Genomic DNA, 14,945 nt, shown 5'->3' on the forward strand with positions numbered 1-14,945 from the left:
CCGTCGCACCACCGCGCGTTGAGGACCGGGCTCCCCGGTCCTCACCAGGTGCTTGCCAGCCGATCGTACCCGTCGCGCATGAGCAACTCCGCAAGGCGCGCCAGCGCGGCCTGACGGTTGGCCTCGGCTTCCAGGACGTTTCCGCGTCCCTGGAGGTAGTCCTCGGTCCCTGACACCACCGTCTCCCCGAGCAGCTGCCCCTCCTTGACGAGGCGCAGCCGCACCGTGGTGGAGACGCGGTAGTTGTTGCCGATGATGGTCGGGGAGGCCCAGACGTTGAGCACCGCCCCCTCAATCGTGGACGTGCAGTTCGGAGCGCTGGCCAGACGGCCCGCTTCGATGAGCTGCTGCCGCAGGTAGCGCGTGAAGAGGTTCTCCAGCGCGGGCTCCGGCGTCTCGTTGGCGAAGATGGGCGCGCACACCTGGCCCGTGCCCTCCGGCAGCGCGGAGCCCCACGGGCTGAAGCGGTAGCCGCATCCGGCTCCCAGCATCGCCGCAGCCACCACGCCCCACCGGAACGCCTTCACCGCACCCGCCTGAACCGCGCTCCTCGAGGGCCGCATGGGCGCGCACCCTACCCGGCCGCGATCCTCCGTCAAGCGCCGGGGCCGGCCAGCGGCGTGGCTTCGCGACCGGGCCCGTCGTCCCGCGGCGCGGGCTCCCTCAAGCGCCGGAGCCGGCCAGCGGTACGCCACGCATGCGACTCGTGTCCGCCAGCGTGGCTCGGGCCGCGGTGAGCCTTCCCTCTCGGGCCGAGCCCTTCAGCGCCATGCACAGGGGCCACTGCATCCGCGTGCCGTCATCCAGCTCCAGCGTGAGCCCATGGTGGCGGTAGAGCACCACGAGCCCCAGGCCGATGACGCCCCCCGCGAGGGACATGATCCGCACCGTCTGCGTGGGCGCCCAGAAGAGGCCCAGCACGGTGAAGGCGAGCAGCCCCAGCGATTCGTAGTAGGGCCGCGTGCGCCACTCCAGCCGCCGCACCCTCGCCCAGGGCACGTCGAGCGTCGGGCCGCCTCCCGGGCGCCCCTGGAACGACAGCTGCATGTCATTCACCGCCAGGGCGCGCCGGTTGCCCAGGTCCAACGCCAGCGGGGTGACGCCCGGAAACGACGCGGGCGACTCCGAAGCCTCGCGGGACCGGGGCGGCAGGGGCGCCTCCGGCAGCTCCGCGTTGCAGAAGGCACAGCGGCGCCGGGCCGCCGTCTGGGGGCGCCCGCAGGCGGAGCACATGACGAGCACTTCCGCGGGCACCGCCCCTCCCTTCCGCCGTCAGCCGACGACGAAGTTCACCAGCCGCTTGGGGACGAAGACGAACTTGCGCAGCGTCTTGCCTTCGAGGGCGGCCTTCACCTTGTCGTCCGCCTCCGCCGCCGCGCGCACATCCGCCTCGCCCGCGTCCGCCGCCACGCGCACCTCCGCGCGCAGCTTGCCGTTCACCTGCACGGCGTACGGAATCACGTCGTCCACCACCAGCGCCGGGTCGAACTCCGGCCAGGACTCCGTGACGGTGGACGCCTTCGCGCCGTAGGCCTCCGCCAGCTCGTCCGCGATGTGCGGCGCCAGGGGCGTGAGGATGCGCGCGAGCAGCCGCACCGCCTCCCCCATCGCCGCCTTCTCCGCGGGCGTCTCCGGCGTGCCCACCGCGTAGAGCGCGTTCACGCACTCCATGACGCCCGCGACGGCGGTGTTGAAGGACAGGCGCTCGATGGCCTCCGTCACGCGCTTGACGCACTTGTGCGCCGCGCGGCGCGTCTCCAGCGCCTTGCCCTCGTAGGGGCCCGAGTACGTGGCCTCCGCCGAGGAGGCGTGGTGCGTGGCGGCCAGCGTCCACACGCGCTTGAGGAAGCGGAACACGCCCTCCACCTGCTCGTGGGACCAGTCGAAGTCGCGCTCCGGCGGGCCCGCGAAGAGCACGTAGGTGCGCGCGGTGTCCGCGCCGTACTTCGCCACGATGGTGTTGGGCGCCACGCCGTTGCCGTAGCGCTTGCCCATCTTCCGGCCGTCCGCGCCGTTGACGATGCCCTGCGTGATCAGCCGCGTGACGGGCTCGTCCACCGGCGACAGCCCGAGGAGCTTCATCACCCGGGTCCAGAACCGGAAGTAGAGCAGGTGCATCACGCCGTGCTCGGGGCCGCCCACGTAGATGTCCACCGGCAGCCAGCGCTTGCCCTCCTTCGGGTCGAAGGGCGCCACGTCGTACTTCGGCGACAGGTAGCGCGCGAAGTACCAGCAGGAGTCGACGAAGGTGTCCATCGTCTCCGTCTCCCGGCGCGCGGCGCCGCCGCACTTCGGGCAGGTCGCGTTGACGAACCCGGGCACCTTCGCGAGCGGCGGCTCACCCTTGCCGGTGAGCACCGCCTGCGTGTCGATGTCCGGCAGCCGCACCGGGAGCTGCTCCACCGGGACGGGGATGCCCTTGCGCTCGGGGTCGCACTTCTCGCAGTAGACGATGGGGATGGGCGTGCCCCAGTAGCGCTGGCGGCTGAAGCCCCAGTCCTTCTGGCGGTACGTCACCGTGGCCTTGCCCTGCCCCTGCGACTCCAGCTTCGCGGCCAGCTTCACGCGCGCTTCGGCCGAAGGCATGCCGGTGAAGTCACCGGAGTCCACGAGGACGCCGTCCTCCGTGTACGCCGCGTCGAGCGTCTCACCGGCGCCGAGCTTGTCGCCGGACGCCGGCTGGATGACCACGCGCACGGGCAGCGAGTACTTGCGCGCGAAGGCGAAGTCGCGCGCGTCGTGCGCCGGGACGCTCATCACCGCGCCGGTGCCGTAGTCGCTCACCACGAAGTTGGCGATCCAGATGGGCACCGGCTGGCCCGTCACCGGGTTCAGCGCGTAGCCGCCGGTGAAGACGCCCTCCTTCTCCGCGTCCTCGCCCAGCCGCTCCGTCTTGTTCTGGGCGGCCATCTTCTTCGCGAACGCGTCCACGTCCGCGCGGCGGTCCGCCGTCGTCACCTGGGCCACGAGCTTGTGGTCCGGCGCGAGCACCACGTAGGTGCAGCCGTAGAGCGTGTCCACGCGGGTGGTGAAGACGCGCAGGGCGGCGTCATGCCCCTGCACTCGGAAGTCCACCTCCGCGCCGTCCGAGCGGCCAATCCAGTTGCGCTGGGCCGAGGTGATGCGGTCCGGCCACTCCTTGAGCGTGTCGAGCGCGTCGAGCAGGTCCTGCGAGTACTTCGTGATGCGGAACGCCCACTCGGGCATCTCCTTGTCCTGCACCTCGGAGTCGCAGCGCTCGCAGCGGCCGTCCTTCACCTGCTCGTTGGCGATGACGGTGAGACAGCCGGTACACCAATTCACCTTGCTGAAGCGGCGATAGACGAGCCCGCGCTCGAGCATCTGGAGGAAGAACCACTGGTTCCAGCGGTAGTACTCCGGCTGGCTGGTGTTGACCTCGCGCGTCCAGTCGTAGCTGTAGCCGAGCGTCTTGATCTCCGCCTTGAACGACTCGATGTTCTCGCGGGTGCGGATGGCCGGGTGGACGCCGTCCTTGATGGCCGCGTTCTCCGCCGGCAGCCCGAAGGCGTCCCAGCCCATGGGGTGCAGCACATCGAAGCCGCGCATCTGGTAGTAGCGCGCGTAGACGTCCCCAATGAGGTAGTTGCGCACATGCCCCATGTGCATCTGGCCACTGGGGTACGGCAGCATCTCCAGGACGTACTTCTTCGGGGCATCCGGGCGCCTGCCTGCCCGGAAGAGGCCCTCCTGCTCCCAGCGGGTCTGCCACTTTCCTTCAATCGACTGCGGCTCGTAACGCTCGTTCATCGCCATGGCTTCTCGGTCTCTTAGCGGGAGGTAGGACACGCGGGCAACAAGTCTTGGCGCGTCGAAGGCCTGGACGGCTGGCGGCCCCGGGGCCCTGACCGGGAAACCCGGATGGGCGGGGACCCGGCAGGCCCCGGGCCAGGGCCAGGCCTCGCTCGGTGCTTGCCCTTGGGGCCGGGCACGACTAACTCGCCTTCCCGGTCTGGAGCATGAGGGAGAGCACCATGCAGGTCGTGAGTGTGAAGAAGGCCCTGTCGGGGGCTGTCGAAGCGGGCTCGAAGGTGGAGGTGCGCGGCTGGGTGCGGACGCGCCGCGACTCCAAGGCGGGCATCAGCTTCGTGAACGTGAGCGACGGGTCGGTCTTCGACCCCATCCAGGTCGTCGCGCCCAATTCGCTGCCCAACTACGAGAAGGAAATCCTGCACCTCACCGCGGGCGCCTCCGTCATCTGCCGCGGCACGCTGGTGCAGTCCCAGGGCAAGGGCCAGGCGTTCGAGATCCAGGCGGACGAGGTGCAGGTGCTGGGTCTGGTGGACGACCCGGACACCTACCCCATCCAGCCGAAGCAGCACTCGCTGGAGTTCCTGCGGGAGGTGGCGCACCTGCGCGTGCGCACCAACACCTTCGGGGCCATCACCCGCGTGCGAAACGCGGCGGCGCAGGCGGTGCACCGCTTCTTCCACTCGGAAGGCTTCTGCTGGGTGAACACGCCCATCATCACCGCGAGCGACGCGGAGGGCGCCGGGCAGATGTTCCGCGTGTCCACGCTGGACGCGAACAACCCGCCGCGGGGCGAGAACGGGAAGATCGACTGGGGCAAGGACTTCTTCGGCAAGGAGGCCTACCTCACCGTGTCCGGGCAGCTGAACGTGGAGGCGTACTGCCTGGCCATGTCCAAGGTCTACACGTTCGGCCCCACGTTCCGCGCGGAGAACAGCAACACCACGCGGCACCTGGCCGAGTTCTGGATGATTGAGCCGGAGATCGCCTTCGCGGACCTCAACGAGGACGCGCTGCTGGCGGAGCGGTTCCTCAAGTACGTGTTCAAGGCCGTGCTGGACGAGTGCGCGCCGGACATGAAGTTCTTCGAGGAGCGTCAGCAGAAGGGCGTCACGGAGCGGATGGAGAAGTTCATCGGATCCAGCTTCGAGCGCATCGACTACACGGACGCCGTCTCCATCCTCCAGAAGGCGAAGAAGAAGTTCGAGTACGCGCCGGAGTGGGGCAAGGACCTCCAGACGGAGCACGAGCGCTACCTCACCGAGGAGCACGTGGGCCGGCCCGTGGTGGTGATGAACTACCCGGAGGCCATCAAGGCCTTCTACATGCGCATCAACGAGGACGGGAAGACCGTGGCCGCGATGGACGTGCTCGCCCCGGGCATTGGCGAGATCATCGGCGGCAGCCAGCGCGAGGAGCGCCTGGACGTGCTGGACGCGCGCATGAGGAAGTTCGGCCTCGATCCCGCGCACTACCAGTGGTACCGCGACCTGCGCCGTTACGGCACGGTGCCGCACGCAGGCTTCGGCCTGGGGTTCGAGCGGCTCATCGTCTACATGTGCGGCCTGCAGAACATCCGCGACGCCATCCCCTACCCGCGCGTCCCGGGCTCCGCGACGTTCTAGTCCGCGCCCCGGCGCACTGAAGTCAGCGAGGGCCTTCCGTGGCGCGAACCCCGGGAGGCCCTTCGTCTTTTCAGCCCTTCTTCGTGATGCCGGCGCGCTCCTGGGCGAGCGCTCCGAGCGCGGACCAGTCCTCATCGCCGCGCCCCTGGGCGACGCCGGTGAGGAAGTGGTCTCGCAGCAGGCTCGCGAGTGGCAGCGGCACCTCCGCCGCCCTTCCCGCTTCGAGCGCCAGCGTCACGTCCTTGAGGCCCAGGCGCAGCGCGAAGCCCGCGGGCGTGTACTGCCCCTTCGCGATGGCGCCCGCGTAGTTCTCGAAGATGGGTGCCTTGGCGAAGACGGACTTGAAGACGTCCAGGAACGCGGCGCGCTCCACGCCGCACTTCTCCGCGAGCGCGAAGGACTCCGACAGCGCCTCCATCATCGACGCGATGAGGAAGTTGCCGGACAGCTTCACCGTGTTCGCGGCGGACGGCCGTTCCCCCAGCTCCGTGAGACCGCGCCCCAGGGCCGTGAGCACCGGACGCACCTTCTCCACCTGCGCCTTCGGGCCCGCGGTGACGACCCAGAGCTGCTTGCCCGCGGCGGCCTCTGGCCGGCCGAAGACGGGAGCGGAGACGTAGCCCTGCCCCGCGTCCGTGTGAGCCTTCGTCAGGCGCTCCGACAACGCGACGGAGATGGTGCTGGAGGAGACATGGATGGCGTTCTTCGGCAGGGCGCTGACGATGCCGTCCTTCCCCAGCACGGCTTCTTCCGCGGCGTGGTCGTCCGCGAGCATGGACACGATGACCTCCGCGTCCCGGGCGGCCTCCGCGGGCGTCTTCGCCACGCGCGCGCCCTGCTGCTTCAGCGGATCCGCCTTGGAGGCGGTGCGATTCCAGACGACGAGCTCATGGCCCGCGCCGATGAGGTTCTGCGCCATGGGCGTGCCCATGTTCCCCAACCCGATGAAGCCGACCTTCATGGAGATGCTCCCTTCGTGCTCACGCTTCGTTCGACTGTTCTTCCGACACGTCCAGCCGCTCGAAGGCGCGGCCCAGGACGGCGACGCCCAGCGCCACCTCCGCGAAGAGTGCTCCCGCCGCCGCCAGCCCCGCGAGCGGAACCGCCCAGCGCCCCATGACAGTGAACAACGGATAGCCCACGAGGAGGGCCACCACGGCGGCCGGCAACAGTCCCAGGACCGTCACCACCAGCGTGCCCACCAGCGTGAGCAGCCGCTGGCCCAGCGCCTCCACGCCGCGCGCCCGCTCGGAGTCCGCCGGAATCCACGCGGGCAGCAGCACCACCGCCGCGTTCTGCACGAACAGCCCCGCCAGGCCCAGCGCCGGCAACACCGACAAGAGGCCCAACACCACTGGCGTGGACCATGGCGCGAGCGTCACGTCGTCCGCGCCCACGCCCAGCACCAGCGCCACGAGCAGCATCACCCATTGCGCCACGCCCAACGTCAGCGCGGACGCCGCCAGCTCCGCGCCCACCACCTGCCGCCCCGTGAGTGGCAGCGCGCGCAAGAGCTCCAGCTTCGGCAGGTCCATGCGCAGGTCGGTGCGGAACGCGCTCGGGCCAATCACGGCCATGGCCACCGCGACCATCAAGGCCATGGGCCCCAGGAACTCACGGCTGTTGGAGAACAGCCGCGTGTCCCCCATCACCAGCGCGAACACGGCGCCCAGCACCCCGAAGGACAGCAACATCGCCAGCCCGCTGCCCATGCGCCTGCGCGCGATGAGGTTCTTCCACAGGAGCGCCACCTCTGGACGCCCTCGGGCTTTCAACACGAAGGGCACCCGGCCCACGCGCAGGTTGCCCGAGCGCGCGGCCCGCTGCTCCCTGCGCTTCGTCCGCGCTTCCGCCCCGGCCACCGCGGAGTCCTCGAACGGCACCTCCACCGCGAGCACCCAGGCGTAGTGCGCCACCAGCAGCGCCAGTGACGCCGGCAGGTAGCGCAGGAAGCCCTCCCAGCTTCGCGCCATCGCGGGGGCCACCAGCGCCCGGCCCGGCCACAGCACCGCTCGGGGACCGGGAGCATCGAGCACATCGCGCAACCACTCGCGCACGGCGAAGGGGCGGGAGAGGTTCTCTGGCAGCGGGTAGTCACGCAGCGTGGACAGCAGCGTGCCCATCCCCGCGACCATGACCACCGCCACGATCGCCCACCGCACCGCGCTGCCCCAGCGGCCTTGAGACACGAGCCACGCGCGCACGAAGGACGCCGCCGTGCCGTGCAGGTAGAGCGTCCCCATGGCCAGCGCCGCGCCCAGGAAGAAGAGCTCCGGGCGAGGACTGGTGAAGCGCCCCACGAAGATCGTCGCAGCCAGCGCCGCGAGCATCGCGCTCAAAAGGCCGCGCAGCAGCTTGTAGTGCAGCAGCGCCTTGCGCGTGACGGGCGCGGCGAAGAAGGTCTGCACCTCCGTCTGCGTGAAGGTCAGCGCGGGCCGGTCCGCGCCCAGCACCCACGCCGTCACCAGCGTGCCCAGCACGGAGACCTCCAGCGAGAACTCCGCGAACAGCCTCGCGTTGGGCGACACCGCGCGGCCCGTGCCCTGCACGAAGACGCTGCGCCCCACCAGCGAGTACAGGTACGCGAGCCCCACCAGCGCGCCCAGGAGGTAGCGAGGGCGCTTCAGCCGCTGCACCTGGCGCACCACCCGGTTGCGCCACGTCCTCACCCAGAGGAACGCCACCGCGCTCGGGAAGCTCACGCCGGTTCGTTCCCCCGCGCTTCCGCCTCCTCCGACGCCGCGCTGGTGATGCGCACGAACAGCTCCTCAAGCGACGCGCCGTCCCCGGCTCCGCCCGCCATCTGCTCGCGAATCTCCGGCAGCGAACCCAGCGCCACCGCGCGCCCTCCGGCGATGACGAGCAGCCGGTGGCACAGCTCCTCCACCAGCGGGAGCAGGTGCGACGACAGCACCAGCGCCGTGCCCTCCTCCGAGCGGCGGCGCAGCGAGGCCTTCATGCGGCGGATGCCCAGCGGATCCAACCCCGTCAGCGGTTCATCCAGGAGGATGAGCCGGGGCTGGTGCAGGAAGCCGCACGCGATGGACAGCTTCTGCTTCATGCCCCGCGACAGCTCGCCCGGCAGCGACTTCTCCCGGCCCGTGAGCTCCATCTCCGCCAGGAGCGCGCGGCCCCGCTCCTCCCAATCCTCCACGCCGTAGAGGCGCGCGGTGAAGTTCAGGTGCTCCCAGACGGTGAGGTACTCGAAGAAGCGCGGCTCGTCCGGGAGGAAGGCCAGTTGGCGCTTCGCCTCCACCGGCGCCTGGGCCACGTCGAAGCCCGCCACCCGCACGCGCCCCTCGGAGGGCGGAAGGATTCCGGCCAGGCACCGCAGCGTGGACGTCTTGCCCGCGCCGTTGGGCCCCACCAGTCCCAGCACCTCGCCCGGTGCCACCTGGAAGGACAGGCCGCGCACCGCCCGCACCGCGCCGTACGTCTTCTCCAGCCCTTCGACGTCCAGCGCCGGTTCCATGCGTGCCCTTGGGATGTCTGTCGAAGCTCAGCCGAGCTTCAGCAGTTCCTTCACCGTGTCCAGCACCACGCGGGCCTGCACGGGCTTCACCAGGTAGGCCGTGGCTCCCAGCGCCATGGCTCGCTCGCGGTCCGCCGCCGCGCCCTCCGTCGTCACCACGACGATGGGCACCGCCCGGTGCTCTTCCGTCTGGCGGATGTGGTGGATGAGCTTCAGCCCGTCCATCAACGGCATGTTGATGTCCGTCATCACCAGGTCGAAGCGGCCCTGCGTGGTGAGCTTCTTCAGCCCCTCCACGCCGTCCTGTGCCTCGATGCAGACCACGTCGGCCAGGCGCTGGAGCGCGTACATGATGCTGCGGCGCATGGCCTGCGAGTCATCCACCACCAGCGCGCGGATCTGCTGCGACATGGACACCAGCCTAGCACCCGCGCGCCGTCCGGCCCGGGATTGTGCGGCGGCTGTCATGCAGCCAGCGATTCACTGCCCGCCGGACTGCCGTCGGCGGCGCACCAGCGCGGCCAGCTCCGTCCCGATGGCGTCCAGGGCCAGCACCCGGCTCACCGCGCCCGTGGCGATGGCCTCCTTGGGCATGCCGTACACCACCGCCGTGTCCTCGGACTCGGCCCACGTCTCGCCGCCCTCGCGGCGGACCGCGCGCACGCCCTGCGCCCCATCCGCTCCCATCCCCGTCAGCACCACCGCCACCGCGCGCGGGCCCAGCACGTCCGCCGCGCTCTCGAAGAGCCGGTCCACTGACGGTGCATACTTGTCCGCGGGCACCGGCGACGGCGTGCGCAGTTCCAGGCGCCCGGTGCGGTCAGACAGCAACAGGTGGCGGCCTCCCGGCGCGATGTAGACGTGGCCCGGCTTCACCACGTCGCCCTCGCACGCCTCCCTCACCGTGAAGGGGCCGATGCGATCCAACCGCTCCGCGAAGGCCTTGGTGAACTGCGACGGCATGTGCTGGCCCACCAGCACGCTGACGGTCGGCTCGGTGGCCAGTCCCTCCAGGAGCCGCTGCACCGCGGGAGGCCCGCCGGTGGACGCGCCCACGGCGATGATCTGCGGCACATCCCCCGACAACACGACGCCGCGCGGCGCGGCTCCGTGGCGTCCCCCGGCCTTCACGTGGCGCGCCGCGAGCACCTTGTCGATGAGCTCCCGCCGCAAGTGCTCCAGCGCCGCTGGCGTGACCTGGGGCGGCTTGGCGATGAAGTCGACCGCGCCCAACTCCAGCGCCTTGCCCACGTCCGAGCGGTGCGCGTAGCTGGAGATGACGATGACGGGCGTGGGCGCCGCGCGCATGAGCAGCCGCAGGAACGTGTGGCCGCCCAGCCGGGGCATCTCCAGGTCCAGCGTCACCACGTCGGGCTTCAGGTCCAGGACCTTCTTGAGCCCCTCCTCGCCGTCCTGGGCCCAGTCCAGCACCATCACCTCCTGGGAGGACTCCAGCAGCGTGGTGAGCGTGCGGCGGTTGGTGGCCGAGTCGTCGATGACGAGCACCGTGAGCGGGCGTCCCATCAGCGGCCCTCCCCGCCCGGAAGCTCGGGCCGGCGGTAGACGAGGTCGCCCTTCAGGTGCACCAGTTCGAAGTCCGCGCCCAGGCTGAGCAGGTTCTCCGCGTGGCCCAGGAGCAGGTAGCCCCCGGGACAGAGCCGGTCGCGGATGACGCCCAGCACGCGGCGTCGCGCGGCCAGGTCGAAGTAGATCATCACGTTGCGGCAGAAGACGACGTCCGAGCGCGGCACCAACTGGCTGCCCGCCACGTCCGACAGGTTGTGGTGACCGAAGTTCACCCACGCCTTCACGTCGTCGCGCACGCGGACGCGGTTCACCCCCACGGGCACGAAGTAGCGCTCCAGCAGGTCCGGCGGCGTCGCGCGCAGGGCGCTGGGGCCGTACTCGGCGCGGCGGGCCACGGCCAGCACGCGGCGCGACAGGTCCGTGCCCAGGACCTCCACGTCCCAGTCGTCGAAGCGGCCACTCTCCTTGAGCAACATGGCCAGCGTGTACGCCTCCTCACCGGAGGAACACCCCGCCGACCACAGCCGCAGGCGCCGCGTGTGCGCGTTGCGCTTCTCCAGGATGGGGAGCAACTCCTCGCAGAAGGCCTTGAGCTGCGCGGGTTCGCGGAAGAAGTACGTCTCGTGCGTGGTGAGGGACTCCACCGCCGCTTCCAGCTCCGCGCTGCGCTGGGCGTCGTAGCGCAGGTAGCGGTGGTAGGAGCCGAAGTCCTGGATCCCCAGCGCCTCCAGCCGGGGCCACAGCCGGCGCTCCATCACGAACTTCATGTTCTCGTGGATGAGGATTCCACAGTGAGCGTAGACGTGGTCACGCAGCAGCCGGAACTCCTCCAGCGTCATCTCCGGGCGGCCCTCGTCGAAGCGTGGCATCCGAGTCCTCTCCTCAGCGCCCCGACAACCGGACGACCGCTTCCGCCAGCGCCACCTGGGCCAGCGCGTCCTGCTCCACCGCCATCGCCTGCTCGAGTGCGGGCAGGCACTCCGGCCGCCCCAGCCCACCCAGCACGCGCGCCGCGGTCGCCCGCACGTCCCAGCGGGGATGGCCCAGCAGCGACACCGCCAGCGCCGCCCCATCCGCCGAGGCCTCCGCCGACCCCAGCGCCGCCAACGCCGCCTTCACCACCTCCGCGTCGTGATGGCTGAGCGCGTCCCACAGCACGCCCGCGCCCACCGTGCCCAGCTTCGTCAGCGCGCGCACCGCCAGCATCGCGAGCGCGCCGTCGCCATGGCGCACCAGGGCCTCCAGGTCCGGCGAGCGCTCCTTCGCGCCCGCCACGCCCACGGCCTCCACCGCGGCCACGCGCACGCCGCGGTCCTCATCCTTCAGCGCGAGCCCCAGGAACGTCGCGGCCCCTCTGCCGCCCTGCTGTCCCAGGGAGCGCACCGCGGCGATGCGCACCTTGGGGGACTCGTCCGCCAGCGCGCCGCGCGCCAGCTCCATGCCTGCCTCGCCGTCCGCCCGGCTCGCGGCCTCCACCGCCGCCGCGCGCCAGGAAGCGTCTTCATCGCGAGCAATCCGCCGCAGCACGGGCAGCACCCGCGCTCCCCCCAACCGGCCCAGCACCGCCACCGCCGCGGGCGTCGTGCGCTGCTCCACCGCCGCCTCCAGCGCGGCCAGCGCCGTCAGCGGGTGGGCCACGGTCAGCTGCTCCAGCGCTCGCGCCGCCATGCCCGACAGCGCGGGGTCCGAGAGCAGCTCCACCAGCGGCGCCACGGCATCCGGCGAGTGCGTGCGCCCCAGCGCGCGCACCACCACCGCGCGCAGGTCGTCCTCCGCCCACTCCAGGAGCGCGCACAGCTCCGGCACCGACGTCGAGTCCACCAGCAGCACCAGCGCCTCGGCCGCCACCGTGCGCGCGGGCAGCGACAGCGTGCCCATGCTCCCGAGCAGCAGGCGCCTCCCCTCCGGCCCCAGCTGGCCCAGCGTGAAGAGCACCTCGCGCAGCAGCCGGTCCTCGCGCGCCACCTCCGCCACCGCCACCGCGAGCGACGCTTCGCCCAGCGCTCCGGCCGCCACCAGCGCGCCGGCCCGCACCCGGACGTCATCGCCGTTCAGGGCCTCCGCCACGTGCGCCGTCACTCCCGGGATGCCGCTCAGCACCGAGCGCGCCACCGCATCCAGCTCACCGCGCTCGTACGGGCCCAGTCCCACGGCCTGCTTCCCCAGCGCGACGAGCGCCGCCTCGCGCACCGAGCGCACCGGCGACGCCAGCGCGCGGCAGATGCGCTCCGTGGACACGCCCGGCGGGTACAGGCCGAGGAGCCGCAGGGCGCTGCGCTGCACTCCCGGATCCTCCACCAGCGCCATCACCCGCTCCAGCGGGGGGGCGCGCTTGAGCGACGCGAGCCCCTCCAGCGCAGCCAGCCGCAACAGGGGCGTGGGCGCGTCCAGCAGGCCTTCCAGCGCCCTCGCCGCGGCGTCCCCGCCCATCCGGCCCAGTGCCTCCGCGGCCGCCACGCGCACGTTGAGGTCGTCGTCGGAGAGCGCGCGCAGGAGCACGTCCTCCACCTCCGGGCGGCCCAGCTGGCCCAGGATGTCCGCCGCCAGCTTCCGCTGATCCGGATCCTCGTGCTCCAGCAGGTGCACCAGCGGCGGGATTGCCACCGGCCCCATTCCGGCCAGCGCCTCGGCCGCCGCGTTGCGAGCGCCCGTCTCGCCGCGTTTGCCCAGGACGGAGACGAGCCGCGCGGTGACGCCCGGCGCATCCGGCACGCGGCGCAGTCCTTCCGCCGCCGCGTGGCGCACGCGCCAGCTCTCGTCATGCAGACCGGTGGTGAAGGTCTCCAGGGCTCCGGGCGCACGCGGATCCACCGCCTGCAATGCCCGATACCGCGCCTCTTCCTGCCCCGCGGGGGACCGCACCGTGTCGCTCATCCGCCGTCCTCCTTCGGGGCTCGTGTTGCTCGGTTTGGCTCCATCCTGCTCGAAGCCGCCGGGGGAGTCGCGTCCCACGAGACTGCGCCCACCGCAGGTGGGCAGCCCTGCGCCGGATGGAAACGTTCACCTTCGCACCCTTCGCCACACGCGGCGCGCTCAGGCCTCCTGGAGGTCCGCGTCCCAGCCCTCCTGACCGAAGAACCAGAGCGAGTAGACGCCCAGCACCGTACCTAGTGGAAAAGTGGGCAGGGCCACGAGGGCGAGCAACGTCGCCAGGCCCTTGGAGACGGGGCGGCTGCGCACGAGCCCCAGGCCCAGGGCGAGCCCTGCGATGGACGCCGCCAGGAGCACCACGAAGATGCCCGCCATCGCGAGGACGAGCGGGTTCTCCCACACCGGCATCGCGGGGGCAGACCTGCCGGCGGCGGCGACGAAGCCCAGGGCGGCCGTGACGTACGCCAGCACGCCCGTGCCCGCCAGCATCAGCATGTGCACGAACAGGTAGAGGAACCCCAGGGACTTCCGGTGCCCGCTCAGGTCTCGCATGAGGCCCCCTCCTAAAGCCGGGATGCGCACGCCGAAAACGGCGCGCTCAGCCAGCGGGCGGCAGGCGGGAGTCTCGCTCCAGCTCCGCGCGCAGGAGCGCCTTCAAGTCCAGCAGCAGCCGCAGCCGCTCCGGCGGTCCGCACACGCCCACCACGAACGGCGTGCGCCCCCCGGCCATGAGCGCCGGCGCGGGCTTGATGTCAGCCCGGCGCACGCGCAGCACCTCCGCCACGCGGTCCACCCGCGTCACCACGCGCCGCGTTCCCAGCCGGCACACGAGCAGGCGCGTGCGCCGAGTCTCCTGTGCGGGCTCGCCCAGCAGTCGCCGTCGCAGGTCCACCACGGGCAGCATCGCGCCGCGCAGGTGCAGCACGCCCTCCACGAAGGCAGGCGCGTGCGGGATGGGAATCACGCGCTGGGGCGGAAGGATCTCCTCCACTCGCATGATGTCCAGGACGTACTCCTCGTTGCCCACGAAGAAGGCGCACAGCTGCACCTCGGCCGAGGGCGTCTCGGAGGTCGTCTCGCCGCGCGGTCGGCGGACCATCAGGTTCACGGGGTCCGTCATGGGGCGAGCGCCTGCTCCGGATCCAACAGGATGTAGAGCTGCGAGCCCTTGCGCCCCAACCCCGCCACGCAGTCCCGGTCTCCACGCAGCCCCGCGGGCGACAGCTCCACCATGGACGGCTTGAGGCGCACCACGCCCGCCACCGAGTCCACCCATACGCCCGCGGGCCCGTCCTCCGTCTTGAGCACCAGGATGCGCGCGGCCCGGGGCGGCAGCCCCGCGTCCGGCCCCGCCACCAGCGGAGGCACGTCCGCCAGCCGCAGCCGCAGCTTCACGTCGTAGACGGGCAACAGCTCCCCGCGCAGGTTCATCACGCCCAACAGCTGCGGCTCCGCGCGCGGAATCTCCGTGAGCAGCGGCACCTTGCAGATCTCCCTCACCGCGAGGATGGGCACCGCGTAGCACTCCGCCTCCAGGCGGAAGGCCAGGTACTCGACGGGCTCCTCCTCCAGCAGCGGCTGCGCCAGGTCGTCACTGCCCGCCGCGAAGTCCAGCAGGCCGCCGACGTCCTCGTCCGGGCGGTAGAAGAACGCGTCGAGCAGGGCTTCGAAACGGGACACGC

At 71.4% G+C, this 14,945-nt stretch carries 14 protein-coding genes; 1 reads left to right on the forward strand and 13 read right to left on the reverse strand.

Annotated features, from left to right (window positions below):
- Nucleotides 1-41 precede the first annotated feature (41 nt).
- The 3 genes from lptE to leuS all read right to left on the reverse strand — a co-directional run bounded on the left by lptE (nt 42) and on the right by leuS (nt 3,774).
- Nucleotides 42-563 carry an LPS assembly lipoprotein LptE gene (lptE, locus tag D7Y04_RS39580; protein WP_120594228.1) on the reverse strand — a complete coding sequence of 174 codons (522 nt, stop codon included), beginning with the start codon at nt 561-563 and terminating at the stop codon, nt 42-44.
- Between the two features lie 100 nt (nt 564-663).
- Nucleotides 664-1,254 carry a hypothetical protein gene (locus D7Y04_RS39585; RefSeq protein ID WP_121762689.1) on the reverse strand — a complete coding sequence of 197 codons (591 nt, stop codon included), beginning with the start codon at nt 1,252-1,254 and terminating at the stop codon, nt 664-666.
- Nucleotides 1,255-1,272: 18 nt separating this feature from the next.
- The gene (gene leuS, locus D7Y04_RS39590) at nt 1,273-3,774 is read right to left on the reverse strand and encodes a leucine--tRNA ligase (RefSeq protein WP_121762690.1); all 2,502 of its coding nucleotides are present in this window, start codon (nt 3,772-3,774) and stop codon (nt 1,273-1,275) included.
- A 218-nt stretch (nt 3,775-3,992) separates the two neighbouring features.
- Between leuS and asnS the strand changes: the two genes are divergently transcribed.
- Nucleotides 3,993-5,393: an asparagine--tRNA ligase gene (gene asnS, locus D7Y04_RS39595; protein ID WP_121762691.1), complete on the forward strand. Its 1,401-nt coding sequence runs from the start codon at nt 3,993-3,995 to the stop codon at nt 5,391-5,393.
- Nucleotides 5,394-5,463: 70 nt separating this feature from the next.
- On the opposite strand, the gene D7Y04_RS39600 is transcribed toward asnS, so the two are convergent.
- The 10 genes from D7Y04_RS39600 to D7Y04_RS39645 all read right to left on the reverse strand — a co-directional run bounded on the left by D7Y04_RS39600 (nt 5,464) and on the right by D7Y04_RS39645 (nt 14,943).
- Nucleotides 5,464-6,354 (reverse strand): NAD(P)-dependent oxidoreductase, encoded by an 891-nt coding sequence (locus D7Y04_RS39600; protein WP_121762692.1) that lies wholly within the window; start codon nt 6,352-6,354, stop codon nt 5,464-5,466.
- Nucleotides 6,355-6,373: 19 nt separating this feature from the next.
- Nucleotides 6,374-8,095, reverse strand: coding sequence for a putative ABC exporter domain-containing protein (locus D7Y04_RS39605; protein ID WP_120594233.1), 1,722 nt, complete (start codon nt 8,093-8,095; stop codon nt 6,374-6,376).
- Complete coding sequence (locus D7Y04_RS39610) at nt 8,092-8,865, reverse strand: ABC transporter ATP-binding protein (protein ID WP_120594234.1); 774 nt, start codon at nt 8,863-8,865, stop codon at nt 8,092-8,094. The genes D7Y04_RS39605 and D7Y04_RS39610 overlap by 4 nt, the downstream gene beginning before the upstream one ends.
- A 27-nt stretch (nt 8,866-8,892) precedes the next feature.
- Nucleotides 8,893-9,276 (reverse strand): response regulator, encoded by a 384-nt coding sequence (locus tag D7Y04_RS39615; RefSeq protein ID WP_120594235.1) that lies wholly within the window; start codon nt 9,274-9,276, stop codon nt 8,893-8,895.
- Between the two features lie 69 nt (nt 9,277-9,345).
- Nucleotides 9,346-10,389: a chemotaxis-specific protein-glutamate methyltransferase CheB gene (gene cheB, locus D7Y04_RS39620; RefSeq protein ID WP_121762693.1), complete on the reverse strand. Its 1,044-nt coding sequence runs from the start codon at nt 10,387-10,389 to the stop codon at nt 9,346-9,348.
- Complete coding sequence (locus tag D7Y04_RS39625; protein ID WP_171807060.1) at nt 10,389-11,261, reverse strand: protein-glutamate O-methyltransferase CheR; 873 nt, start codon at nt 11,259-11,261, stop codon at nt 10,389-10,391. Before D7Y04_RS39625 ends, cheB begins: the two co-directional genes overlap by 1 nt.
- 13 nt (nt 11,262-11,274) lie before the next feature.
- Nucleotides 11,275-13,266 (reverse strand): HEAT repeat domain-containing protein, encoded by a 1,992-nt coding sequence (locus D7Y04_RS39630; protein ID WP_120594237.1) that lies wholly within the window; start codon nt 13,264-13,266, stop codon nt 11,275-11,277.
- Nucleotides 13,267-13,425: 159 nt separating this feature from the next.
- Nucleotides 13,426-13,815, reverse strand: coding sequence for a hypothetical protein (locus tag D7Y04_RS39635; protein ID WP_121762694.1), 390 nt, complete (start codon nt 13,813-13,815; stop codon nt 13,426-13,428).
- A 46-nt stretch (nt 13,816-13,861) separates the two neighbouring features.
- Nucleotides 13,862-14,383, reverse strand: coding sequence for a chemotaxis protein CheW (locus tag D7Y04_RS39640; RefSeq protein ID WP_120594239.1), 522 nt, complete (start codon nt 14,381-14,383; stop codon nt 13,862-13,864).
- Entirely contained in the window at nt 14,380-14,943 is a 564-nt protein-coding gene (locus D7Y04_RS39645; RefSeq protein ID WP_120594240.1) for a chemotaxis protein CheW, read from the reverse strand. Before D7Y04_RS39645 ends, D7Y04_RS39640 begins: the two co-directional genes overlap by 4 nt.
- Nucleotides 14,944-14,945 lie beyond the last annotated feature (2 nt).

Origin of the sequence: Corallococcus sp. AB038B (genome assembly GCF_003668955.1) — a bacterium.
Classification (GTDB): domain Bacteria; phylum Myxococcota; class Myxococcia; order Myxococcales; family Myxococcaceae; genus Corallococcus; species Corallococcus exiguus.